Origin of the sequence: Anaerovibrio lipolyticus DSM 3074 (assembly GCF_900141865.1) — a bacterium.
Lineage (GTDB): Bacteria > Bacillota > Negativicutes > Selenomonadales > Selenomonadaceae > Anaerovibrio > Anaerovibrio lipolyticus.
The window spans coordinates 73,703-95,652 of sequence record NZ_FQYW01000013.1; the positions used below are offsets into that span (position 1 = coordinate 73,703).

At 43.0% G+C, this 21,950-nt stretch carries 25 protein-coding genes and 1 other annotated feature; of the genes, 21 read left to right on the forward strand and 4 right to left on the reverse strand.

The features are described 5' to 3' along the window. The first annotated feature begins 9 nt into the window (after positions 1-9). From mnmA to B6K08_RS08445, 7 genes are all read left to right on the forward strand, one after another. Complete coding sequence (mnmA, locus tag B6K08_RS08415) at positions 10-1,086, forward strand: tRNA 2-thiouridine(34) synthase MnmA (RefSeq protein WP_080325907.1); 1,077 nt, start codon at positions 10-12, stop codon at positions 1,084-1,086. Positions 1,087-1,114: 28 nt separating this feature from the next. Then, positions 1,115-2,164 (forward strand): DUF2939 domain-containing protein, encoded by a 1,050-nt coding sequence (locus tag B6K08_RS08420; RefSeq protein WP_080325908.1) that lies wholly within the window; start codon positions 1,115-1,117, stop codon positions 2,162-2,164. 17 nt (positions 2,165-2,181) lie between these two features. Beyond that, entirely contained in the window at positions 2,182-2,976 is a 795-nt protein-coding gene (locus B6K08_RS08425; RefSeq protein ID WP_080325909.1) for a hypothetical protein, read from the forward strand. A 114-nt stretch (positions 2,977-3,090) separates the two neighbouring features. Beyond that, the gene (locus B6K08_RS08430; protein ID WP_407639839.1) at positions 3,091-3,978 is read left to right on the forward strand and encodes an ABC transporter substrate-binding protein; all 888 of its coding nucleotides are present in this window, start codon (positions 3,091-3,093) and stop codon (positions 3,976-3,978) included. 24 nt (positions 3,979-4,002) lie between these two features. Continuing rightward, the gene (locus B6K08_RS08435; protein WP_027396933.1) at positions 4,003-4,767 is read left to right on the forward strand and encodes an ABC transporter ATP-binding protein; all 765 of its coding nucleotides are present in this window, start codon (positions 4,003-4,005) and stop codon (positions 4,765-4,767) included. Beyond that, positions 4,755-5,498, forward strand: coding sequence for an ABC transporter permease (locus B6K08_RS08440; protein ID WP_039205972.1), 744 nt, complete (start codon positions 4,755-4,757; stop codon positions 5,496-5,498). Before B6K08_RS08435 ends, B6K08_RS08440 begins: the two co-directional genes overlap by 13 nt. A 171-nt stretch (positions 5,499-5,669) precedes the next feature. Next, positions 5,670-5,969 (forward strand): late competence development ComFB family protein, encoded by a 300-nt coding sequence (locus B6K08_RS08445; protein ID WP_080325911.1) that lies wholly within the window; start codon positions 5,670-5,672, stop codon positions 5,967-5,969. An 82-nt stretch (positions 5,970-6,051) separates the two neighbouring features. Here B6K08_RS08445 and B6K08_RS08450 read toward each other — a convergent pair whose 3' ends face one another. Together B6K08_RS08450 and B6K08_RS08455 are read right to left on the reverse strand one after the other, a co-directional pair. Further along, positions 6,052-7,422 carry a pyruvate carboxylase subunit B gene (locus tag B6K08_RS08450; protein WP_080325912.1) on the reverse strand — a complete coding sequence of 457 codons (1,371 nt, stop codon included), beginning with the start codon at positions 7,420-7,422 and terminating at the stop codon, positions 6,052-6,054. A 154-nt stretch (positions 7,423-7,576) separates the two neighbouring features. Then, positions 7,577-7,771 (reverse strand): DUF896 domain-containing protein, encoded by a 195-nt coding sequence (locus tag B6K08_RS08455; protein WP_039212100.1) that lies wholly within the window; start codon positions 7,769-7,771, stop codon positions 7,577-7,579. Between the two features lie 198 nt (positions 7,772-7,969). On the opposite strand from B6K08_RS08455, the gene B6K08_RS08460 reads away from it, so the two are divergent. The 7 genes from B6K08_RS08460 to B6K08_RS08490 all read left to right on the forward strand — a co-directional run bounded on the left by B6K08_RS08460 (position 7,970) and on the right by B6K08_RS08490 (position 15,052). After that, positions 7,970-8,239 carry an ACT domain-containing protein gene (locus B6K08_RS08460; protein WP_027396938.1) on the forward strand — a complete coding sequence of 90 codons (270 nt, stop codon included), beginning with the start codon at positions 7,970-7,972 and terminating at the stop codon, positions 8,237-8,239. Between the two features lie 64 nt (positions 8,240-8,303). Then, positions 8,304-9,665 (forward strand): PFL family protein, encoded by a 1,362-nt coding sequence (locus B6K08_RS08465; protein ID WP_027396939.1) that lies wholly within the window; start codon positions 8,304-8,306, stop codon positions 9,663-9,665. Between the two features lie 21 nt (positions 9,666-9,686). After that, entirely contained in the window at positions 9,687-10,322 is a 636-nt protein-coding gene (gene nth, locus B6K08_RS08470; RefSeq protein WP_080325913.1) for an endonuclease III, read from the forward strand. A 26-nt stretch (positions 10,323-10,348) separates the two neighbouring features. Further along, positions 10,349-10,801 carry an N-acetyltransferase gene (locus B6K08_RS08475; protein WP_027396941.1) on the forward strand — a complete coding sequence of 151 codons (453 nt, stop codon included), beginning with the start codon at positions 10,349-10,351 and terminating at the stop codon, positions 10,799-10,801. Between the two features lie 66 nt (positions 10,802-10,867). Beyond that, positions 10,868-11,095, forward strand: a binding site (T-box leader). 89 nt (positions 11,096-11,184) lie between these two features. Continuing rightward, positions 11,185-12,198 carry a 3-deoxy-7-phosphoheptulonate synthase gene (gene aroF, locus B6K08_RS08480; protein ID WP_080325914.1) on the forward strand — a complete coding sequence of 338 codons (1,014 nt, stop codon included), beginning with the start codon at positions 11,185-11,187 and terminating at the stop codon, positions 12,196-12,198. 3 nt (positions 12,199-12,201) lie between these two features. After that, entirely contained in the window at positions 12,202-13,092 is an 891-nt protein-coding gene (locus B6K08_RS08485; RefSeq protein WP_039212075.1) for a prephenate dehydrogenase, read from the forward strand. A 241-nt stretch (positions 13,093-13,333) separates the two neighbouring features. After that, a complete protein-coding gene (locus tag B6K08_RS08490) occupies positions 13,334-15,052 on the forward strand; it encodes a methyl-accepting chemotaxis protein (protein ID WP_080325915.1) in 1,719 nt (572 codons plus the stop codon). Between the two features lie 86 nt (positions 15,053-15,138). On the opposite strand, the gene B6K08_RS14275 is transcribed toward B6K08_RS08490, so the two are convergent. After that, entirely contained in the window at positions 15,139-15,369 is a 231-nt protein-coding gene (locus tag B6K08_RS14275; protein ID WP_327078474.1) for a transporter associated domain-containing protein, read from the reverse strand. Further along, the gene (locus tag B6K08_RS08495; protein ID WP_327078475.1) at positions 15,263-16,411 is read right to left on the reverse strand and encodes a hemolysin family protein; all 1,149 of its coding nucleotides are present in this window, start codon (positions 16,409-16,411) and stop codon (positions 15,263-15,265) included. Before B6K08_RS08495 ends, B6K08_RS14275 begins: the two co-directional genes overlap by 107 nt. Before the next feature lie 197 nt (positions 16,412-16,608). On the opposite strand from B6K08_RS08495, the gene B6K08_RS08500 reads away from it, so the two are divergent. From B6K08_RS08500 to B6K08_RS08530, 7 genes are all read left to right on the forward strand, one after another. After that, entirely contained in the window at positions 16,609-17,301 is a 693-nt protein-coding gene (locus B6K08_RS08500) for an aspartate/glutamate racemase family protein (RefSeq protein ID WP_039212066.1), read from the forward strand. Between the two features lie 63 nt (positions 17,302-17,364). After that, positions 17,365-17,958 carry an alpha/beta hydrolase gene (locus B6K08_RS08505; RefSeq protein ID WP_039212063.1) on the forward strand — a complete coding sequence of 198 codons (594 nt, stop codon included), beginning with the start codon at positions 17,365-17,367 and terminating at the stop codon, positions 17,956-17,958. A 20-nt stretch (positions 17,959-17,978) separates the two neighbouring features. After that, entirely contained in the window at positions 17,979-18,617 is a 639-nt protein-coding gene (locus B6K08_RS08510) for a GNAT family N-acetyltransferase (protein ID WP_039212061.1), read from the forward strand. Positions 18,618-18,679: 62 nt separating this feature from the next. Then, positions 18,680-19,150, forward strand: a complete 471-nt coding sequence (locus B6K08_RS08515) for a flavodoxin family protein (protein WP_159446745.1) — start codon at positions 18,680-18,682, stop codon at positions 19,148-19,150. Further along, positions 19,138-19,794, forward strand: coding sequence for an NAD(P)H-dependent oxidoreductase (locus tag B6K08_RS08520; RefSeq protein ID WP_052212592.1), 657 nt, complete (start codon positions 19,138-19,140; stop codon positions 19,792-19,794). Before B6K08_RS08515 ends, B6K08_RS08520 begins: the two co-directional genes overlap by 13 nt. Before the next feature lie 272 nt (positions 19,795-20,066). Next, on the forward strand, positions 20,067-21,566 hold the full coding sequence (locus tag B6K08_RS08525) for a type I restriction-modification system subunit M (RefSeq protein ID WP_080325916.1): 1,500 nt from the start codon (positions 20,067-20,069) through the stop codon (positions 21,564-21,566). 121 nt (positions 21,567-21,687) lie between these two features. Further along, a partial coding sequence (locus B6K08_RS08530) for a restriction endonuclease subunit S (RefSeq protein WP_234985312.1) occupies positions 21,688-21,950 on the forward strand: 263 nt, incomplete at its 3' end.

The window sequence follows — 21,950 nt, forward strand, 5'->3', positions numbered from 1 at the left end:
GTTTACTATATGAAGAAAAAAGTGGCTGTGGCCATGAGTGGTGGTGTAGACAGCTCTCTTGTAGCTACACTTTTAAAGGAAGAAGGCTATGAGGTCATTGGCATTACCATGCGCCTAAGTGATGAAGGACGCGGTTTTTGCCTTTCTCCGGAGGCTGAGGCGGCAGCACTGGTTTCTGTAAAGGATGCTCAAAGAGTTGCTGAGCAGCTGGGAATTCAGCATTACGTGGCTGATTTCCGGGATATGTTTAAAACCAAGGTAATAGATTATTTCCTTGATGAATATGCCCAGGGACGTACACCTAATCCTTGTGTGGCCTGCAATCCCCAGATAAAGTTTGGGGCTCTTTTAAATAAAGCCCAGGAGCTGGGGGCTGATTTTTTGGCCACTGGTCATTACGCCCGTATCAAGCGGGATGAAAATGGCAGATATGGTCTATATACCGGTGTGGACAAGCACAAGGATCAGTCTTATGCCTTGTATCGTATAAAGCATGATGTTTTACAGCATATACTTTTTCCTCTTGGTGAGTATACAAAGGTTAAAACCCGGGAATTGGCGGAAAAATATGGCCTTGTGGTGGCCAAGAAGGCTGAAAGCCAGGAGGTTTGCTTCGTTCCTGATGATGATTATAAGACCATGTTGAAAAGGTTCCGCCCTCAATGTTTGAAGCCAGGAGATATTGTGGATCTTCAAGGCAATGTGTTGGGCCATCATGAGGGGGTACCTCTGTATACCATTGGTCAGCGCAAGGGATTGGGGATTGCATATCCGGAGCCACTTTATGTAATTAAGTTGGATATGGCTAAAAATCAGGTGGTTGTAGGCAATAATCAGGCTGTATTTGCGGATAGCCTTATTGCTGAAAAAATGAATTGGCTGGCCTTTGATGAACTTAAGGAACCAATTAAGGTAAACGCCCGCATTCGTTATGGTGCAAGAGAGGGAATGGGGGTTGTGGCACCATTTGATAATGGCAGAGTAAAGGTTACCTTTGATAAACCACAAAGAGCTGTAACGCCTGGACAATCTGTAGTTTTCTATAATGGAGACCAGGTTGTGGGCGGCGGAATCATAGTTGAATAATTATTATATATAAAGGGAAGTGTCTAGTATGAGCAGCTTTGCACAATCTGTAAAGTACAGACTATTTGCTATTCTGGCAGTGGTCGTAGTGGCTGCTATTGGCGGTGTATGGTGGTACGCAGCATATTATACCAATACGCCGGAATATACCATAAAGATGATTCAGGAATGTATAGATAATCACGACAAAGAGAAGATTAAGAAATACATTGATTTTGATCATCTGTTGGATACCAGCAGCGATGCACTGCTGGAAGGCTTGGTGGATGCCAGCATACCGGCTGTTGGGGATGCCAAGGACGCAGTAAGCAGCTTTAGCCGTATGTTTAAGGCTCCTGTGATTATGAGCTTGCAGATGGCTATTGATAATTACGTTGAAAATGGTCAGTGGGCCAAGGGCAACAGTGCTGATGGTATGGGTACAATAGATGCGGATATGGTGCTGCAAAAGTCAGGACTGGGGGCAACCACCTTCAGAAAGCTGGACAGTATGGCTGTGGACAGTGATAATGGTACAGCTATTGCCAAGGTACGGGTGTTCCAGGAAGAAGCCAACGAGGAATTTCTCCTTGATGTAGAATTTGTAAAGAAGGATGATGGTGGCTGGCAGTTATATGAAATCACCAATTTAAAGGATTTTATTACAATGGTGAACCATTCCCGCCGTGATAACGTTAAACTGTATCTTGAACAATCCTCTACAATTATGTCTAATCATGATACTAAGGTAATGTCCTTGGAACAGGAGGTAAGCAATATCCTTAATGGTGGTTCATTGGGAAACGCTGATACCAGAAAAGCTCTTAAAAATATTATGGAAGACAAGGTGGTTCCTGAGTGGCAGGCCAGAAAGAACGAGCTGGAGGCTATGAGTGTACCACCGGCAGCTGGTACACTTCATAGGCTTAGAATTAAGATTTGCGATTTGCATATTGAGTATGCCAAGGGGTATGCCAAGTGGATGGATGATAAAAATGCTTCTACCATCAGAACAGCCGATGCTACCTTGAAGCAGGCCAAAACACTGGAAAAGGAAGCAGAGCTTCTGACTAGACAGGTAAATTCACATATTAAGTAATAAGGAAGAGTAATTAAATGAGTGATAATTTTGATAAGACCCAGCCTATACCAAGGGTGACAGATGATATGGCAGACCAAAAAACTCAGCTGATTAATTATAATCAGGTGAGAAGGTTGGAACCAATTAATGTAAATCAGAGACAGCAGTTAAATAACGGTGCAGGCCATCATCAGCAGACCCCACCGCCTAAACCACCCAAAAAGAGCGGTAAGGGAAAACTGGCCTTTACTCTGATTCTGGCCTTTGTAGTGGCTTTGTTGGCGGGGCTGTTTATTTCAGGATATATGAGTGAGCAGACCAGCAGGGAGACGCAGCTGAAGACTCAGCAGGAGCTTTCAGAGCGTGAGGCCAGAAATGCCGAGGGAAAACAGAATGACCTCAGCTCCAAGAAAAAGCAGCTGGATCAGCGTATTAAGGATTTGGAAGCCCAGCAGCAGGCAGCAAAATCAGAGGCTGATAAGCTAAAGGGCAAAAATGAGCAGATTGATAAGGCCAAGAAGGATAAGTCAGGCGCCGAAAAGGTAATTGATAAATTTACAGGCAAGGACGCCAAGGATGAAAAGGCCGCCAAGGAATCTGCCAAGGAAGAGGAGCAGGCCTTAAATAAGGTGGAGGAGCTAAACCGCTCTATTCAGGAAGCCAAGGAAACCTATGAGGAGGTTAATCGTCAGCTTGATGAATTGGAGGCTATGCGCCAGAAGGCTATAAGGACCAAGGAAGAGGCTGAGAGGGTTTACAACGAAAACAAGGGGCTTATTGATACTATTGTTCATTATGTGGAGCAGGGGATTTCCCTTTTTAGCAGATAATAGAACTGAATTGGCCTGAAAATGATTTGTTGTTAAATCAATATTAATATGGAGGTTTTTACATTGAAAAAATATTTATTGTTGGCAATATCACTGATTTGTGTTTTTGCAGTAATGGTATCTGGTTGTGGTAATAAGCAGTCTGATAAGGAGTTGCAGGCCATAACTGTTGGTGTAATGCCGGATATTGATTCTGTGCCAATTATTATTGCCCAGGAAAAGGGATATTTTGCTGAAGAGGGCCTTAAGGTAAATATTCAGCAGTTTAAGAGTGCCATGGATAGAGATGCTGCTCTCCAGAGCGGTAATCTGGATGGTGCCATTTCTGACCTTTTGGCAGTTGCCTTTGCCAAGAGCGGTGGCTTTGATGTGAAGGTTACAGCTTATACTGATGGCGACTACAAGCTCATTGCCGGCAAAAATGAAAATGTAACATCTCCTAAAGATCTGGTAGGTAAGGATGTGGCAGTTTCCAAGAATACCATTATTGAATATGTAACTGACCAGATTTCCGTATCCCAGAGCATGAAGGAAGACAGCATTAATAAGGTGGTTATTCCTCAGATTCCAACCCGTTTGGAAATGCTCCAGAACGGCAAGCTGGCAGCAGCTACTCTTCCAGAGCCAATGGGCAGTATTGCTGTGGCCAATGGCTGTAAGTTCGTTACCGACTCCGAGCAGCTGGGCATTAACCCTGGTGTTATGATGTTCACTGCTAAATGCGTGGATAATAAAAAGGCTGAGCTTCAGGCCTTCTATCGTGCTTATAACAAGGCTGTAAAGTATCTTAACGAGCATCCTCAGGATGAATATATGGATCTCATTATTGAAAAGAGTGGCTTCCCTGCAATTGCCAAGACTGCCCTGAAGCTGCCTAAGTATCGTGAAGCAGGACTTCCACAGGAGAAGGATGTAGTTGATTGCATGAAATGGATGAATTCCAAGGGACTCATTAAGCAGGAATTCTCCTACAAGGATCTGGTTGTAGATTTATTTAAATAATCAGTTAGATAGTTGGTTTCAGACATGATTAGTATTGAAAATTTATCAGTGAATTATAAATCTGATAGTGATGTCTATACGGCTATATCCGGAATTAATCTCACAATTCCGGAGGGTGGCACCTTGGCGGTGATTGGTCCTTCAGGATGTGGCAAGTCCACGTTGCTGAAGGCTATTGCCGGCCTTATTCCGGAGTATGAAGGTACCATCAAAATAAATGGAGACGAGGTTAATCCTAAAAAGCAGACCATTGGCTTTATGCCCCAGAATTACGGTCTGCTTCCTTGGCGTACGGTTATAGACAATATAAGGCTTGGGATGAAGATAAAGCGGGCGCCGGAGCTTTTGGACCGTAAGGTTTTAAAGAAGCTGATGCGTCAGCTGGGCATTGAAGGCCTGGGACATCGTTATCCTACTGAGCTTAGTGGTGGTCAGCAGCAACGAGTGGCATTGGCCAGAGTCTTTGCCCTGCAACCGGATGTGCTGCTAATGGATGAGCCTTTCTCTGCTCTTGATGCCATTACACGGGAAGAAATGCAGGATATTTTTCTGAAGCTCTGGCAAAAGAATAATGTTTCCACAATTTTTGTTACGCATTATGTGGAAGAGGCACTGTACCTTGGTCAGAGAATTGCCATATTGTCGGCCAGCTCCGGCAATATAAACCGTATCGTTGATAATCCACTTTTCGGTGGCAAGGATATTCGTCAGAATCCTGAATTCTTCGAAATGAGCTTAAAGCTGAAAAATTCTATTAAGAAGGACTGGAATCAGGCATGGGAAAATTAGTGAGTTTATGGTATCTTCTGGCGGCTGTGGTGTTGACCCTGGTGTGGTTTGTGGTATCACAGCTGGTGGATCTGCCTATTATTCCATCCCCGGTTCTGGTGGTGGAGAATTTAGCTGATATATTTATGAAATATATAGCCATTCATAGCTTATACAGCTTGTGGCGTATTGGAGCAGGCTTGCTTTTGGCAGTTGCTGTGGGACTCCCTTTGGGGGTAATAATGGGGTATTTTCCCCAGACCGACCGATTTTTGGCTCCTGTTGTCTATCTGACATATCCTATTCCTAAGATTGCCCTGCTGCCAATACTTATGCTGTTGTTTGGTGTAGGGGAGCTTTCCAAGGTATTTATGATATTTCTGATTATAGTGTTTCAGGTGGTGGTGGCTGTCCGTGACGGCATTAGAGCTATTCCTAATGAGACCTATTATCCTTTGTATTCACTGGGTGCTTCTTTCAAGGATATTTTCTTTGAAGTATTATGGCCTGCTTCTTTGCCGAAGTTCATTACGGCAATTAGGGTAGCACTGGCCACAGCAATTTCTGTATTGTTTTTTACTGAGACTTTTGGCACACAGTACGGAATGGGATATTTTATTATGGATGCCTGGCTTAGGGTCAATTATCTGGAAATGTATTCGGGAATTGTGGTACTTAGCCTGCTGGGGCTTATCCTGTTTACTACCATTGATCTAATAGAAAGAAACGCTTGCCATTGGCAGTATAAATGAGATATAAATACGGTAAAATAGTACCAAAATAAAAGTTTTGGTCTGATGAATTTCATATATACTATGCAGTATAATTACTATATATAAAAATATATAGTTGTAATAGTTATAGGATGAATAATGAAGGGAGGAAAAGAGAGGTTTTACAAAATAGTGAAAGGGGGATAGGAGATGGCTGTAGAAGTTAAGAATGTGGTGGAAATCTTTGTGGACCAATACCTGGATAAAACCTTGGATAGTATTCCTGGAGTTTGTCGCTGTGAGCAGTGCGTGGCTGATATTAAGGCCATTACATTGAATTCCATGAAACCAAAGTATGTCAGCAGTTCAAGGGGAGAAGTACTAAGCAAGCTGAAGACCTTCGCCCAGGGAAATCAGGTGGAGCTGCTTTGTATCGTAAAGAAAGCAGCAGATATGGTTATGACTAACCCGCATCATGATGTGGTAAAGAAAAAAGGTAATGTCCTATAACTGTTTTGTAATCAAAAAGACCTATCGCTTTGCGACAGGTCTTTTTTGTTAGTTTAGGGTATTTTATATTATTTGGAAAAAATTATCTATTGTTTTTGAAGAACTCCAATGCTACAGGTGGGAACAGAGCATAGGAGAGTACATCTTCATCAGAAGCGTTTGGATAACCCTTTTCAGCCAGCTCCTTCTTGAAGTCAGCTACCTTAGGCTCCTTGGCATCTGCTACAGCACAATCAGTAATCATGTCCTCAGGCTTAATCTTCATGGCCTCAAGAACTTCCTTCTTAACTGGTTTTGGAGTCTTACCAAACTTACCACGGGCCAAATCCTTAACCTCGTTAGGAACCATGGTGTAACGTGGCTGACCATTAGCCATCATGATAACGTTCATGGTAGCCATGGTACCAACAATCTGGGAAGAAGGAGTTACAAGTGGAGGGAAACCAAGGTCTTCACGAACCTTAGGCATCTCGTCCAGAAGCTCCTGATACTTGTCAGCAGCGCCCATTTCCTTCAGCTGGTTAACCATGTTGGAAAGCATACCGCCTGGAATCTGGAAATCCAATACTTTTGGATTAACATCGAAGTAGCCAGGGAGGTTGAATTCCTTCATAATTTCCTTCTTAACACCCAGGAAATGCTTAGCAATAGGTTCCATTGCCTGACGGTCAAGCTTGGTATCTCTTTCCAGACCTTCCAGAGTAGCAATCATAGTCTCAGTACAAGGCTGGGAAGTATCGTTAGCCAGTGGAGAAAGTGCGCAGTCAATGATATCAACGCCTGCCTCGATAGCCTTCAAATAAGTCATGGAACCGAAGCCAGAGGTGTAGTGAGTGTGAAGCTCAATTGGAAGACCAACCTGTGCTTTCAGCTTCTTAACCAAATCCTCGGCTACATAAGGCTTCAACAGACCGGACATATCTTTAATACAGATGGAATGAACACCCATCTTCTTCAGCTCAAGTGCCAAATCAACAAAGGTCTGGTTAGTATGGAATGGGCTGATGGTGTAAACGAGACAGCCCTGTACATGTGGCTTCTCTTTTGCTTTCAGAGCAGCATCAATAGCTGTGCGGAGATTAGTTACATCATTAAGTGCATCGAAAATACGGAATACGCCAACACCGTGCTCAGAAGCCTTGTTAACGAAGGCACGCACTACATCGTCTGAATAGTGGTTGTAACCCAGAAGATTCTGGCCACGCAGCAACATCTGAATAGGAGTCTTCTTAAGGTGAGCCTTAAGAGTATCAAGGCGCTCCCATGGATCCTCGTTCAGGAAACGAAGGCAGCTATCAAAAGTAGCACCGCCCCATGCTTCAAGAGCGTTGTAGCCGATATTGTCAAGAGCCTCTAACTGAGGAAGCATCTGACCAATACGCATACGAGTTGCCAACAGTGACTGATGGGCGTCACGGAGAACGGTTTCAGTAATTTTTACTGGATTTGACATATTATAACATCTCCTTAAAAATATAATATTAAATTCCCCGAAATATATTGCTTATCCCCTTAAGCAATCTTCAATTCAAGTATAAGTTGTATGATAAATTTTGTCAAACAAATTTGCCAGTAATTAATACCAAATAATGCCATTCGCTACTAAATCAGTGCTGCATATTTTTTGGAAGCTCATCCACAATTTCAATATTGTCCAAAACGGATTTCATATTTTCTCTGAAGCTCACCAAATATGCCTGGCGGAGCTCGGTCTGACGTTCCTTTTCTTCAGGGGTAAGGCCCACAGAGCGTTGTTTTCTGGATAAGGTATTTATTTCTTCAATCAGTTCTTTGGTAATCATGTTTCCTCCTAATTATATGTCAAATCAAATACTGAGATATTATAACGCAGCTGTTCAAATTTTTCCAATTATGGAAATTTGCCCACCATAAGTTTTAGAAAAGTGTTAATAAATAATCATAATTATGGTATAATCATAAAATACTGTAAAGATATTCCATTACAGCAAAAAAAACGGATAAAGGGAGAGAATAGGAGTATGAAATTAGTAGTAACCATCTTTGGAAAAGACCAGGTCGGCATTATTGCCAATGTAAGTAATATCTTGGCTGCGAAGAAGGTAAATATTACCAGCGTAAACCAGAATATCGTGGATGGCTTTTTTAACATGATTATGATGGCTGAGCTTACCGATTCCTCTGTAAAATTGGCCGAAATTCAAAAGGAGCTCAAAGAAAAGGGTCATGAAATGAACCTGGAAATTAAGGTTCAGAATCAGGAAATTTTCAATATCATGCATAATGTCTAAATGCGTGGTGTGAAGCAGAATTCGAGATGAAAGTTATTATTGAGCCATTTTGGAGGGCTGTTTTGTGATTACAATTGATAATATTTTAGAAACAAACCGTATGATTACGGAGAACAAGCTGGATGTCCGTACAATTACTATGGGCATTTCTCTCCGTGACTGTGCGCATCCCAATATTAATCAGTTCTGTAAAAATGTATATGACAAGATTACCAAAAGTGCCGAGTTTTTGGTAAAGACCGGTGAAGATATTGAAGCCAAGTATGGTATTCCTATTATTCATAAGCGTATTTCTGTAACTCCTATAGCTATTGCTGCTGAGGCCTGTGAAACAGACTCCTTTGTTCCTGTGGCCGAGGTTTTGGATAAGGCGGCAAAAGAGGTGGGGGTAAACTTTATAGGTGGATTTTCTGCCTTGGTGGAGAAGGGCTTTACCAAGGGTGATAAGATTCTTATTGACTCTATTCCACAGGCTTTGTCCACCACAGATGTTGTTTGCTCATCTGTAAATCTTGGTTCCACCAAGGCTGGTATTAATATGGATTGCGTGCGCCAGATGGGTGAAGTGATTAAGCGTACTGCGGAGCTTACCCGTGATCAGGATGCTTTGGGCTGTGCCAAGCTGGTGGTATTCTGTAATGCCCCTGGGGATAATCCGTTTATGGCAGGCGCCTTCCATGGGGTCAGTGAAGCAGAGAAGGTTGTCAGTGTGGGTGTCAGCGGACCAGGTGTGGTGAAGCATGCCCTTGAAGATCTCAAGGGGGCAGATTTTACTGAGGTGGCTGAAACCATCAAGAAGACAGCTTTTAAGATTACCCGCGTTGGTCAGCTGGTGGCCCGGGAGGCATCCCGTCGTTTAGGTGTCCCTTTTGGTATTATTGACCTTTCTTTGGCACCAACTCCTGCTGTAGGTGATTCTGTAGCCAATGTGTTGGAGGAGATGGGACTGGAGAGCTGTGGTGCGCCGGGTACTACTGCTGCTTTGGCACTTCTTAATGATGCGGTGAAGAAGGGTGGACTTATGGCATCATCCCATGTAGGTGGCCTCTCTGGAGCATTTATTCCGGTAAGTGAGGATCAGGGAATGATTGAAGCCATTGAGTGTGGTTCCCTTTCTATTGAAAAGCTGGAAGCCATGACCTGCGTATGCTCTGTAGGCCTTGATATGATTGCTGTGGAAGGTGATACCACCGCTGCAACTATTTCTGGTATTATAGCCGATGAGGCGGCAATTGGTATGATTAATAACAAGACTACTGCTGTCCGTGTCATTCCGGTACCAGGCAAGAAGGTGGGAGACAGTGTGGAATTTGGTGGTCTGCTGGGTCGGTGTCCTATTGTTAAGGTCCGTAATAACTGGAGCTCTGAGGCCTTTATTGCAAGAGGTGGCCGTATTCCGGCACCATTGCGCAGCCTGACTAACTAGTGCTTCATTTAGGTGAAAAAAATGAGAGTAACCAAAAAAATTAAGGAAAAACAGATAGAGATTCTTGGACAGATTTATGCTGGAGCCAAGCCGGAGCTGGTATACAGCAATCCCTTTGAGCTTTTAATAGCGGTTATATTATCTGCCCAATGTACAGATAAACGGGTAAATATTACCACAGCCCGTCTTTTTGCCAAGGCACCTGATGCTCAGTCCATAGTTGATATGGGGGTTGAAGCATTGGAGCGGGAGATTCGTGATTGTGGTCTTTTTCGCAGTAAAGCAAAGAATATTATGGCTACCTGTCGGACTTTGGTGGAGGAATTTGACGGGAAGGTTCCGGAGGATTTTGATACTTTGTTAAAACTCCCCGGAGTTGGCCGAAAGACTGCCAATGTGGTAAGCTCTGTTGCCTTTAACAGACCGGCCATTGCAGTGGATACCCATGTGTTCCGGATATCCAATCGTCTTAAGCTGGCAACGGGAGAGACGCCTATGGAGGTGGAGCAGGGGCTGATGAAGGCAATTCCCAAGGAGAAGTGGTCAGATGCTCATCATTGGCTTATATGGCATGGTCGTAAAATATGTAAGGCGAGAAAGCCTTTATGTGCGGAATGTCCATTGGCAGAGGTATGTCCAAGTAATGAAATGAAATAGTAGCGTAGAGTTTTGGAGTGAGATAATTGATTTATCGTAAGGCAAAGTTTATTGATATAGAAGAAATATATGAGCTGGTTAATCATTATGCGGAGGAGGGACTGATGCTGGCCCGCTCACGCAATGCTCTCTATGAATCTCTGCGTGATATGATTGTGGCCATTGACGAAAAAGATGGTATTGTGGGAGTGGGAGGACTCCATATTACATGGGAATTTATGGCGGAAATTCGTTCGCTGGCAGTAGACCCTGCCCACAGCCGTCGCGGAATTGGCCGTGAAATTGTCCATAGACTCATTGAGGAGGGTAAAGAGCTGGGGATTAGCCAAGTCTTTACATTGACCTATCAGGAAAAGTTTTTTGAAAAATGCGGTTTTAAGGTAATCAGCAAGGACGAGCTTCCGCATAAGATTTGGAAGGAATGTATTGATTGCCCTAAATTCCCTAACTGTAACGAAATTGCAATGTTGTTTGAATAATTTCCTTGACACTAAATGAACACATTGCTATAATTAGGCACATGAAGTGTAAAGCATGTTCATAATGAAAAGGCATTGAGCGAGAGAAGTAATCAGCAGAGCTTTCCAGAGAACTGTGGGTTGGTGCAACACAGCAAGTGAAACTGACGAAATACACTCGTGAGCTGCAGGCTGAACTGGTAGTAGGCCTTGTCGGAAGCCCCCGTTATCGTAGGCTAGGGTATGTTAGTACCCGAAGAGAGTGGCTTGCCAAGGCAAGCAGGGTGGTACCGCGAGTGATGACTCGTCCCTGTTATAGGGGCGAGTTTTTTTATTTTCTGCCTGTACATTTTCTTCAAACTAACGAATTTTGCAGTATTGTTTATTTGAGGAGGAAAAAAATTATGATTATTGTAATGGCACCAGGTTCAACAGCAGAGGATTTAGAGAGAGTAAAAACTAAAATAAAGTCTGAGGGGCTGGATTATCATTTGTCCACGGGAACTTCCCGTACTATTGTTGGTGTTATCGGTGATAAGAAGGCCATCAGCGAGCTGGAGATGCATTGTGCCCTGCCGGGGGTAGAAAAAACTGTTCGTATAACTGAGAAATACAAATTGGTAAGCCGTGAATTCAAACAGGAAAATTCTGTTATTGATGTAGGCGGTGTAAAAATCGGTGGACCGGAGCCTGTGGTAATGGCAGGACCATGTGCCGTGGAAAGTATGGACCAGCTCATGGAGGCAGCTCAAGCCGTTGCTGAAGGCGGAGCCCAGTTCCTTCGTGGTGGTGCTTACAAGCCTCGTACTTCTCCTTATGATTTTCAGGGAATGGCTGAGGATGGCCTGCAGATGCTTCGTAAGGCCGCAGACAAATTCAACTTGAAGGTAGTAACTGAGGTACTGGACCAACGTACTGTGGAGGAAGTGGCAGAGTACACTGATGTGCTTCAGATTGGTGCCCGTAATATGCAGAATTTCCAGCTTTTGAAGGAGGTTGGCCGGGCTGGCAGACCAGTTCTTCTGAAAAGAGGTCTTTGTGCTACCATCAAGGAATGGTTAAATGCTGCTGAATATGTTATGAGCTCAGGCTGTGATGATGTTATTTTCTGTGAGCGTGGTATTCGTACCTATGAAACCTACACAAGAAATACTCTGGATCTTAGTGCAGTGGTTGCCGTTAAGGAATTATCCCATTTGCCTATTATTGTGGATCCAAGCCATGGTACTGGCCGTCGCAGCATGGTAAGTCCGATGGCAAAGGCAGCTATAGCTGCCGGGGCTGATGGCCTTATTATTGAGGTACATCCACATCCAGAGGTGGCTCTTTGCGATGGAGATCAGTCCTTGACTCCGGAGGAATTTAAAAAGGTAATGGCTGAAATTAAGCGTATGTCCGCCATTTTAAGGGAGGAATAATCAATGGCCAGATTAAATCTTGCCATAATTGGTGTGGGCCTTATTGGTGGCTCCTTGGGACTTTGTTTAAAGGATAAAATGGGAGATGACATTTACATAACCGGCCAGTGCCGTACTCAGGAATCCATGGATAAGGCCATGGAAATGGGGGCAGTTGATTTTGCTTCTTCTGATATTGAAGAAGTGGTTAGGGATTCAGATGTTATCTTCCTTAGTACCCCTGTATTGCAGATGGTGCCTATGGTGGAGAAAATGCTTCCATATTTAAAGTCAGGTGCTATCATAACTGATGCCGGAAGTACAAAGCAGTTTATTTGGAAAAATCTGCAGAAGATTTTGCCACCGGATATTTATTACGTTGCGGGGCATCCAATGACTGGCCGTGAGATGAGCGGCGTTACGGCAGCCAAGAAGGACCTCTTTGAAAATAAGTGCTATGTAATAGTAGAAAATACCGGAGCACCGAAGGAGGCTACGGATAAGATTTGTGAGCTGGTAAGGCTCACCGGGGCGGATTTGGAAACTCTGGATATAGCTCAGCACGACCGTTGTGCTTCTGTAATAAGTCATATTCCGCATGTGGCGGCAGCAGGTCTGGTAACGCTTTTGAATCGCAGTCATGGTGATATGGAAGCCTGCCTTAAGCTGGCGGGAGGCGGATTTAAGGATACCACCCGCATAGCTTCCTCTAATGCAGATATGTGGGCAGACATTTGCATGACTAATCAGGAGGCTATAACCAATCATTTGAAGCTGTTACAGGGAATTTTGGCAGAGGTTATTGTGGCCATAGAAAGCGGGGATCGTCAGGCGGTTCACGACTATTTTGCGGAATCAAAAAAACGGCGTGACAGTATTTTGGAACAGACCAAGAATATGTATGAACTGATATAATATGTAGGGAGAAGAATTATTTATAGTTCTTCTCCTTATTCTATTTATAATTTTTATAATATTTTAAAAGGCTTTTATGATACTTAAAAAAATAATGTTATTCCATTAATTATTAACGTATAATAATTATTAACATGACACTGAAAACATGATATGATAGCATGTATAGTATGGGAATTAATAATTATGTATTGATGCGGAATCAGGTCAATTCATAATTGTAACGAGGGAGGATAATGGTATGAATTTTATGAACAATATCAAAGTGGCTTATAAGCTGCTTATTCTGGCTGTTATTTCAGCTATTGGAATGGCAATTATAAGTTTCTTTGGATTCACGGCTTTGGAAAAAGCTCAGAATGACATGACACATTTGTATAATGTGAATGTAACTGGGCTTGTGCATCTGGGCAATGCACGTCAGGGTATGCGCTCCGCCCAGACCATGACGGTTATTATGACCACCGTCAAGGATGATCCGGCTCGTATGAAGGAGCTTCAGGGCAAATATGATGCTGCAATTAAGACCACAGATGAAAATCTTGAGGCGTTTAATAAGGCTTCAGGTGGTGTAGGTGATACTGCCGAAAAATATGCCAAAACTGCTCAGGATTGGGCAAAGCTCAAGGAAGGCCTCAATGCTTCTGTAAGACAGTCCCAGAGCGGTAATCAGGCAGAAGGTGAGGCTATATACAATCGTAATTCCAAGCTGGCAGCTGAGGTAGCCAGTGATTTGGCAAAGCTTGCTGATGAGGCAGCCGAGGCCGCAGCAGAAATTGACAGAATCAACGACGAAGAAAGTGATGCTGCTCAGCGAAATATGATTATACTGAGCTTAGTTACTTTGGTAATATTGGTTGTAGTTGTAATGTGGATTACCAAGGAAATTACTTCTCCGCTTAAAAAGATGATGGGAATTTGCCGTAAGCTGCGTGATGGTGATTTCCGCACTGATAACAATGGTGTAGATCGCGGTGATGAGTTTGGTGATATGGAAAGAGCTATTGATGATGTTTGTGTTACCCTCAATAAGCTGATGCGCCAGATTAGCCGTTCCTCCGAGCAGCTTGCTGCCAGCTCCGAGGAGCTGACAGCTTCCGCCGGTCAGTCCGCCCAGGCCTCCGACCAGGTGGCTCAGAATGTAACCACATCTGCTTCTGCTGTTATTGAACAGCAGCAATTGCTGCAGGACATGAAGGCTTCTGTAGATAAATCCAATGAGGCAGTTGAGAATCTTGGTAATGTTGCCGGAGCAGTTACCAACGAAGCCCGGTCCGCTAATGATCAGGCAGAGGATGGTACCAGAGCTATTGAATTTGCTGTTCAGCAGATTCTGTCTGCTGAGGCTATTGTTAAAGAATCTGCCGATACTGTCAATAAGCTGGGCCAGAGCTCCCAGGAAATTGGTCAGATTGTGGAGACCATTTCCGGTATTGCGGGACAGACCAATCTGTTGGCTCTGAACGCTGCTATTGAGGCAGCCCGTGCAGGCGAGCAGGGCCGTGGATTTGCCGTTGTAGCAGAGGAAGTAAGAAAGCTGGCTGAGGAGTCACAGAATGCTGCCCAGCAGATTACTGCTCTTATTAAGGGAATACAGGATAATACAAGTGATGCAGTTGCATCTATGGAAAAGGGCAGCAGAGCTGTTCGTGAAGGCAGTGCTTCCGTTGAAAAGCTGCGTGAGACCTTCCAGGCTATCAATGCAGCCTCCAATGGTGTAGTAGAGCGTGCTCAGAACATGATTGAGGAGCTCCATGCCGTATCTGAGGATACCCAAAATATCAACGAAAAATCTGTACGTATTGCCGGCAAGGGCGATGAAGTATCTCAGGAAATGGAAAGCGTTTCTGCTGCTTCCGAGGAGCAGAGTGCTTCTGCAACTGAGATAGCTGATGCAAGCCAGTCCTTGGCTGATTTGGCTCAGGAATTGCAGACTTCATTGCAGAAGTTCAGATTCTAAAGTAATCTAATAAAAACAACAAAAGAGGTATGTGTGAAATGTTTCCATTTCGGCACATACCTTTTTTAGTGCAGTGATTGATTAAGTTAATCCTCAGATTCAGGCTGGGGCTGTTCCTCTTTTTGAGTACAGATAATCTTATCAACTCTATATTTATCCAGACGGCTTATTTCAAAGGTGAAGTCATCCCATTCAACCGTTTCCCCCTTTTTAGGAATATAGCCAAAGAGGGAAGTGACGAAGCCCCCCCATGGTCTGGTAATAGTCCTGTTCTTCCTCAGGCAGCTCATCAATATCAAATTTTTCCTTGAAGTCATCAATGGAGCACATACCGTCAATGTACCATTCATTATCATCCTTTGGCACAATTTGTAATTGCTCCTGTTCATTTACATTATTGGTATCTCCGATAAGCTCCAGAAGAATATCCTGTAGGGTAATAAATCCAATTACGCCGCCGTATTCGTCAAGCACCACCGCCTCATGGATACCTGATTCCTTAAACTGCTCCAGTACACGGAAGGTTTCCATTGAGCGGGGAATGAACATTGGTTTACGTATAAATGGCTCAAGCTCTAATGGTTCGCTATTAAGGGCGGCATTTAAAATATCCTTTGTGTAAATGACACCGCAGAATTCATCCAGGCTGTCACGCCCCACTGGGATAATGTACTCTGAGGAGTTCTTTATCAGGTCAAGGTTATGCTCCAGTGAATCACTCATATCCAGCCACATCATCTGGGTTCTTGGTGTCATAAGGGAGTATGCAGTCTGGTCGCTCATATGAAACACACGGTCCACCAAATCCTGTTCTGTTTTTTCAAAGGTTCCGTCCTCTGTACCCTGCTCAATAAGATCCTTAACCTCGTCTTCGGTGACCACATCTTCGTATTTCAGATTAATACCGAAGAAGCTGAGGAAGAAGCTGGCAGAGGCTTCAAGAATGGCTGTAATCGGTCTGGTGACCTTTACTAGAGTACGCAACGTGCCCTGGCAATTAATAAGTGTCTGCTCAGGATGACGCATAGCAATGGAGTTTGGTAAAAACTCGGAAAGTAGCAGGGTGAAATAGGTAACCACTACAATGCTGGCCACCAAGGCAACAGTATCATGATATGGAAGAAAGCTAATATATTTACTTACCACTGGAGAAAGCAGTACACTGGTGGCAACACCCATCAATATGCTTACAAGAGTAATGCCAATCTGAACCACCACAAAAGCCAACTCTGGTGCCTCAAAAAGCTCCAGGGCAGCTTTTGCATCTGGAATATTGTCATCAACCATTTTTTCCAATCGGCTTTTATGACTTTCGGTCAGAGACGTCTCAGCCATGGCAAAAAAAACATTAATCAGCATTAAAACAAATATTATGGCAAATATAAGTGTGGGGTGATAGGTATCCAAAAAAAGCACATCCTTTATGTATTGATATTTTAGATTAAACTTTATTTTATCATTATTTGGGGAGTATATCCATATTTTCCTTGACACGTGAATACATCATATTTTATATATTGTCTTGTGAGCATGGCGGATAGAAAGGATGGGGGATTATGAAAATTATAGGATTGCTTGGCGGAATGAGTTGGGAAAGTACAGTTACTTATTATGAGATATTGAACAGAACTGTTGCTGAAAAGCTGGGAGGCTATCATAGTGCTAAAATTATGATGTATAATGTGGACTTTGCCCCTCTGGAAAATAATATGGGCACCGGTAACTGGGCCGCCAATGCTGAGATTTTATCAAAGGCTGCCAAACGCTTGGAGAATGCCGGAGCGGAGTTTATCGTTATTGCCACTAATACAATGCACAAGCTGGTGCCGGATATAGAGAAGAAAATTAACATACCTATTTTACATATTGCCGATACCACAGCAAAGAAGATAAAAGAGGATGGCTTGACCAAGGTGGGGTTCTTGGGGACCAAGTTTTCCATGACCCAGGATTTTCTGCATGAACGGTTCAGAAAGGCTGGTCTGGAGGTAATGATACCTGATGAAGCAGATATTGAGCTTGTAAATAATGTTATATTTGATGAACTGTGCTTGGGAAAGGTTCTGGAATCATCCCGCAAAGAGTATCAGCGCATTATATCTTCCATGAAGGAACAAGGAGCAGAGGGAGTTATCCTGGGCTGTACAGAAATCGGTATGCTGATATCTGCTGAGGATAGTGTACTTCCGGTATATGATACTACCCTGATTCATGCCCGTGAGGCTGCCTTAAAGGCTTTGGAGGATTAAGCGAAAGGGTACGTAAATTATTTTTGGAAAGGTGTTTGCTCATAATCAATAGGAGAGAATTGGATGACTGTAATATTATATATTCACGGAAAGGGCGGCAGTGCAGCAGAGGCTGACCATTATAAGGCTATTTTTCCTGGTGCGGCGGTAATAGGTCTGGACTACAAGACCAGCTCACCGTGGGAAACGGGAAGGGAAATAACGGCCTGTGTGGAGAAGCTAAAAAAACAGTATGACGATGTAGTATTGGTCGCCAACAGCATCGGAGCATTCTTTAGCATGAACGGTGAGTTGGAGGGGCTGGTAAAGAAGGCGTACTTTATTTCGCCCATTGTGGATATGGAAAAATTAATTGTGGATATGATGGCATGGGCTAATGTGACCGAGGCTGAGCTGCAGGCCAAGGGGACTATTTCCACTGAATTTGGGGAGAATTTGTCCTGGGAGTATTTGAACTATGTACGGACTCATCCCATTAGCTGGAATGTGCCAACCAAAATATTGTATGGCAGTGAGGATAAGCTGACTTCCTTGGCAACCATGGAGGAATTTACAGAGATGCACAATGCCCAACTAACTGTTATGGAGAAGGGTGAGCATTGGTTCCACACCGAGGAGCAGATGGAATTTTTGGATAATTGGATTATGACAAATTAGTTTAGAAAGAAGCGAGAAAATTGAATAATAAAGATATAATAATTCGACGGGAAACAGAGCAGGACTACCGTGCTGTAGAAAATCTGGTACGTGAAGCATTTTGGAATGTGTACCGTCCCGGATGCGTGGAGCATTATGTACTGCATAAGCTGAGAGATAATGCTGATTTTGTGCCAGAGCTGGACTTTGTTATGGAAAAGGGAGGCGTACTCATTGGCCAGAATATATTTATGCGGGCTATTATTAAGGCTGATAATGGGCAAAATATTCCGGTAATGGCCATGGGACCAATCTCTATTGCTCCCGAATACAAGCGCCAGGGCTATGGAAAGCTGCTGCTTGATTATTGCCTTGAGCAAGCTGCAGAGCTGGGCTGTGGTGCCATGTGCTTTGAAGGAAATATTGATTTTTATGGCAAGAGCGGCTTTGCCTATGCCAGTGATTTTGGTATCCGCTATCATGGCCTGCCCGAGGGGTCGGATGCTTCCTTCTTCCTTTGCAAGGAGTTAAAGCCGGGCTATTTATCTGGTATTACAGGGGAATATGCTCCACCAGCCGGCTACATGGTTGCCGAGGAAAATCCTGAGGAATTGGAAGCCTTTGAAGCCCAGTTCCCGTATAAGGAAAAGAAAGTCTTGCCAGGACAGATCTTTGGGTAATTATTTAATGGCATTGCGGAGGAGCCATGGTACTTATCATAAACACGACTTCAAATAGCAATATGTCAGAAATATTAAAAGGGCTTCTTAATCAGAAAAAGACAGATTTTGATGTCATTGATACAGCTGATATGAACATAAGCCATTGCATGGGCTGTGGTCATTGCTGGCTGAAGAACCCCGGCACTTGTGTCATTAATGACGATTATGCAGGGATAATGCAGAAAATAATTACTGCAGACCAGCTATGGGTTATTTCTGATACGGCTCTTGGTTTTTTGAACCATAAGGGGAAGAATGTTTTTGATCGGATACTGCCGATTCTCTGTATTTATCTTGAGTTTCGTGGTGACCAGATGCGGCATATACTTCGTTATGATAAGAGGACGGATATTGGGATTATTTATCAGGGGGAAGCCAATAGAAACTATCTGCAGCAGTGGCTGGACAGGTGTACTGATAATCTGGACAGCAAATCCCTGGGAGCTTATCCTGTGGCTGAGTTAAAGGAGGCAGCAAAATGCATGCACTGATTATTAATGGCAGTCCACGGGTGAAGCAGTTCAGCAATACGGATAAGATATTGGAAAAGTTTACAGCAGGGCTTCGGGAATGTGGTTGTTCCGTTGAGGTTTATGAGATTTCTGTCCGTAATGACTGGGAGAAAATCAGGGAAGCCTTTAAGGAAAATGATAATATCATAATCGCATTGCCTCTGTATGTGGAATGTGTTCCGGGGCTGTTGATGGAGTTTTTGGAAGGTCTTGCCCCCAAGGATGAAAATACCCGATTGTCCTTTATTTTACAGAGTGGTTTTGCTGAAGGCGCTCAGCTTCGCTGCGGTGAGAATTATTTAAGATTATTGGCCGGGCAGCTGGGGTGCAAATATGGTGGAACCCTGGTAAAGGGGGATAATTTCGGCATACGTTTTGCTGAAGGTAAGGAACGGGATAAAATAACCGAGCCTTACCGTAAAATGGGGCAGATTTTCGCTCAAAATGGCGATTTCTTTTCTGATGAATGCCGTAAATTCACCGGGCCAGAAATCTTTCCACTTCCTCTGCGCCTATTTTTAAAGCTGCTGTTTAAAACAGTACAGCGCAAAAACTTTCAAAAAGTGGCCACAAAATGGGGCTGCACCAAGCCACTGGATTATAAGCCTTATAAGGAAAAATGATATTAAGTTGATAATATAAAAACGGCAAATGCTATATTTGGGCATTTGCTGTTTTTTAATATGTTTTTGTTGTAGCGATTTAATTATGTCATTTCGAGTTTCAATTTAGTCATTTTACATGGAAATGACTAAATTAAATTACTTGATGAGTAAGTTAAAAAGTTGTATCATTAAATCGTACATAAGTACTAAAAAAGAATTATTTATCTTTAAAAAAATAAAGTATAGGTGTGCTATACTTTAGGTATATACAGATGTGGAGGAATAATTGAATGATAACTGGTGAATTAAAAAACAAGATAGATGGACTTTGGGATATATTTGCAGCTGGTGGACTGGTAAATCCCCTTGAGGTTATTGAACAAATTACATACTTGATGTTTATCAGGGATTTGGATGATGTGGACAACAAGCGGGAAAAAGAAAGTGCTATGTTGGGACTGCCATATAAGAGTATTTTCGCTGATGATGTGAAAATAGGGGAACGCTCTATTAATGGGAAACAGCTTAAATGGTCTGTATTCCATGATTTTCCAGCAGGCAGAATGTACACTGTAATGCAGGAATGGGTTTTTCCTTTTATCAAAGATTTGCATGGGGACAAAAACAGTGCTTATAGCAAATATATGGACGATGCTATTTTCAAATTGCCTACACCGCTCCTGCTGTCTAAGGTGGTTGACTCATTAGATGAAATCTATGAACTGATGAATGCCAATCAATCTATTGATGTTCGTGGTGATGTTTATGAATACCTCTTGAATAAAATTGCTTCAGCTGGCAGAAATGGCCAGTTCAGGACCCCTAGACATATTATCCGTATGATGGTAGAGATGGTGGACCCTAAGGCTGATGATATAATATGTGATCCTGCCTGTGGTACTTCTGGCTTTTTGGTATCTGCTGCAGAATATTTAAAAGAAACCAAAAAGGAAGAAATATTCTTCAACAAAGCAAAAAAAGAGCATTACATGAATACCATGTTTAATGGCTTCGATATGGATAGAACCATGCTTCGTATCGGTGCTATGAACATGATGACTCATGGTATTGATAATCCATTTATCGAGTATCGTGACAGCTTATCTGACCAGAATGAAGACAAGGAAAAGTATTCTCTGATTTTGGCAAATCCTCCTTTTAAGGGGAGCCTTGATGCAGATGCTGTATCTGCTGATTTGCTGAAGGTATGCAAAACCAAGAAAACGGAGCTGCTGTTTTTGGCCTTGTTTTTGCGGATGTTAAAAATAGGTGGTAGATGCGCCTGTATTGTTCCGGATGGAGTGCTGTTTGGTTCATCAAAAGCTCATAAGGCTATTCGTAAGGCAATAGTGGAGGAAAATAGACTGGAAGCAGTTATTTCCATGCCATCTGGCGTATTTAAGCCTTATGCCGGGGTGTCCACGGCTATTCTTGTGTTTACCAAGACAGGTCATGGTGGAACAGATAAGGTCTGGTTCTATGATATGACAGCAGATGGCTTTAGCCTGGATGATAAACGCCAGCCAATTGATGACAATGATATTTCGGATATTATTGCACGGTTTAAGAATTTAGTTGGTGAAGCTGACAGAAAGCGTACCGAAAAATCCTTCTTGGTACCAAAACAGGAAATAGTGGCCAATGAATATGACCTGTCCATTAACAAATATAAGGAAATCGAATATATGAAGGTGGAATATCCACCAACATCTGAGATTATGGCAAATATCCGGTCACTGGAAGCGGAAATCAGCAAGGAAATGGATGAGCTGGAAAAGTTGTTGAAATAAAGAAAAGCAAGTGGGAAAAACGTGACAAATTGTCACGGGTTAAATAAATTGAGATTTGTAGGGATGAAAGATGGACAAAATATTACTAGGAGAATGTTGCGAGATATTAGACTCCTTGAGGGTGCCAATTACAGCGTCGGAACGAACCGAGGGGCCATATCCGTATTATGGTGCCAATGGGGTTCAGGATTATGTATCAGATTACATTTTTGATGATGAGTTGGTTCTTCTTGCAGAGGATGGAGGAAATTTTGGCTCTAAAGAACGCCCAATAGCTTATAGGGTATCTGGAAAGTGTTGGGTAAATAATCATGCTCATGTTTTAAAACCTAAACCAGGCTTGAATGTTGATTATTTGTGTTATTCTTTGATGTTTTATGATGT

Coding starts and splice junctions, on each gene's coding strand:
- mnmA (WP_080325907.1), top strand. CDS start 10: ATGAAGAAAAAAGTGGCTGTGGCCATGAGTGGTGGTGTAGACAGCTCT.
- B6K08_RS08420 (WP_080325908.1), top strand. CDS start 1,115: ATGAGCAGCTTTGCACAATCTGTAAAGTACAGACTATTTGCTATTCTG.
- B6K08_RS08425 (WP_080325909.1), top strand. CDS start 2,182: ATGAGTGATAATTTTGATAAGACCCAGCCTATACCAAGGGTGACAGAT.
- B6K08_RS08430 (WP_407639839.1), top strand. CDS start 3,091: ATGGTATCTGGTTGTGGTAATAAGCAGTCTGATAAGGAGTTGCAGGCC.
- B6K08_RS08435 (WP_027396933.1), top strand. CDS start 4,003: ATGATTAGTATTGAAAATTTATCAGTGAATTATAAATCTGATAGTGAT.
- B6K08_RS08440 (WP_039205972.1), top strand. CDS start 4,755: ATGGGAAAATTAGTGAGTTTATGGTATCTTCTGGCGGCTGTGGTGTTG.
- B6K08_RS08445 (WP_080325911.1), top strand. CDS start 5,670: ATGGCTGTAGAAGTTAAGAATGTGGTGGAAATCTTTGTGGACCAATAC.
- B6K08_RS08450 (WP_080325912.1), bottom strand. CDS start 7,422: ATGTCAAATCCAGTAAAAATTACTGAAACCGTTCTCCGTGACGCCCAT.
- B6K08_RS08455 (WP_039212100.1), bottom strand. CDS start 7,771: ATGATTACCAAAGAACTGATTGAAGAAATAAATACCTTATCCAGAAAA.
- B6K08_RS08460 (WP_027396938.1), top strand. CDS start 7,970: ATGAAATTAGTAGTAACCATCTTTGGAAAAGACCAGGTCGGCATTATT.
- nth (WP_080325913.1), top strand. CDS start 9,687: ATGAGAGTAACCAAAAAAATTAAGGAAAAACAGATAGAGATTCTTGGA.
- aroF (WP_080325914.1), top strand. CDS start 11,185: ATGATTATTGTAATGGCACCAGGTTCAACAGCAGAGGATTTAGAGAGA.
- B6K08_RS08485 (WP_039212075.1), top strand. CDS start 12,202: ATGGCCAGATTAAATCTTGCCATAATTGGTGTGGGCCTTATTGGTGGC.
- B6K08_RS08490 (WP_080325915.1), top strand. CDS start 13,334: ATGAATTTTATGAACAATATCAAAGTGGCTTATAAGCTGCTTATTCTG.
- B6K08_RS14275 (WP_327078474.1), bottom strand. CDS start 15,369: ATGACTTCAAGGAAAAATTTGATATTGATGAGCTGCCTGAGGAAGAAC.
- B6K08_RS08495 (WP_327078475.1), bottom strand. CDS start 16,411: ATGCTGATTAATGTTTTTTTTGCCATGGCTGAGACGTCTCTGACCGAA.
- B6K08_RS08500 (WP_039212066.1), top strand. CDS start 16,609: ATGAAAATTATAGGATTGCTTGGCGGAATGAGTTGGGAAAGTACAGTT.
- B6K08_RS08505 (WP_039212063.1), top strand. CDS start 17,365: ATGACTGTAATATTATATATTCACGGAAAGGGCGGCAGTGCAGCAGAG.
- B6K08_RS08515 (WP_159446745.1), top strand. CDS start 18,680: ATGTCAGAAATATTAAAAGGGCTTCTTAATCAGAAAAAGACAGATTTT.
- B6K08_RS08520 (WP_052212592.1), top strand. CDS start 19,138: ATGCATGCACTGATTATTAATGGCAGTCCACGGGTGAAGCAGTTCAGC.
- B6K08_RS08525 (WP_080325916.1), top strand. CDS start 20,067: ATGATAACTGGTGAATTAAAAAACAAGATAGATGGACTTTGGGATATA.